Below are 337 nucleotides of genomic sequence, written 5' to 3'. Positions count from 1 at the left end.
CCGGTTGCGAAACTTTAGGTGCATGCCGAGTTGGTAACAGAACTCGTAAATCCACTGTTGCAACTACTTATAGTTGCCAATGACGAAAACTACGGCCAGGAATTCGCTCTCGCTGCGTAAGCAGCCTTAGCCCTGAGCTTCTGGTACCTTCGGGTCCAGCAATCACCAGGGGATGTCTGTAAACCCAAAGTGATTGTCATATAGAACAGAATCGCCGTGCAGTACGTTGTGGACGAAGCGGCTAAAACTTACACAACTCGCCCAAAGCACCCTGCCCGTCGGGTCGCTGAGGGTTAACTTAATAGACACGGCTACGCATGTAGTACCGACAGCGGAG

At 51.3% G+C, this 337-nt stretch carries 1 other RNA gene; it reads left to right on the top strand.

The annotated features are described in order from the left end of the window. Positions 1-6: 6 nt before the first annotated feature. Positions 7-337, top strand: a transfer-messenger RNA (tmRNA) gene (gene ssrA, locus OKJ99_RS11520).

Source organism: Streptomyces endophyticus, from assembly GCF_035798155.1.
Lineage (GTDB): Bacteria > Actinomycetota > Actinomycetes > Streptomycetales > Streptomycetaceae > Streptomyces > Streptomyces endophyticus.
The sequence above is the reverse complement of the archived record's forward strand: the minus strand, read 5'-3'. Positions and strand labels throughout refer to the sequence as shown.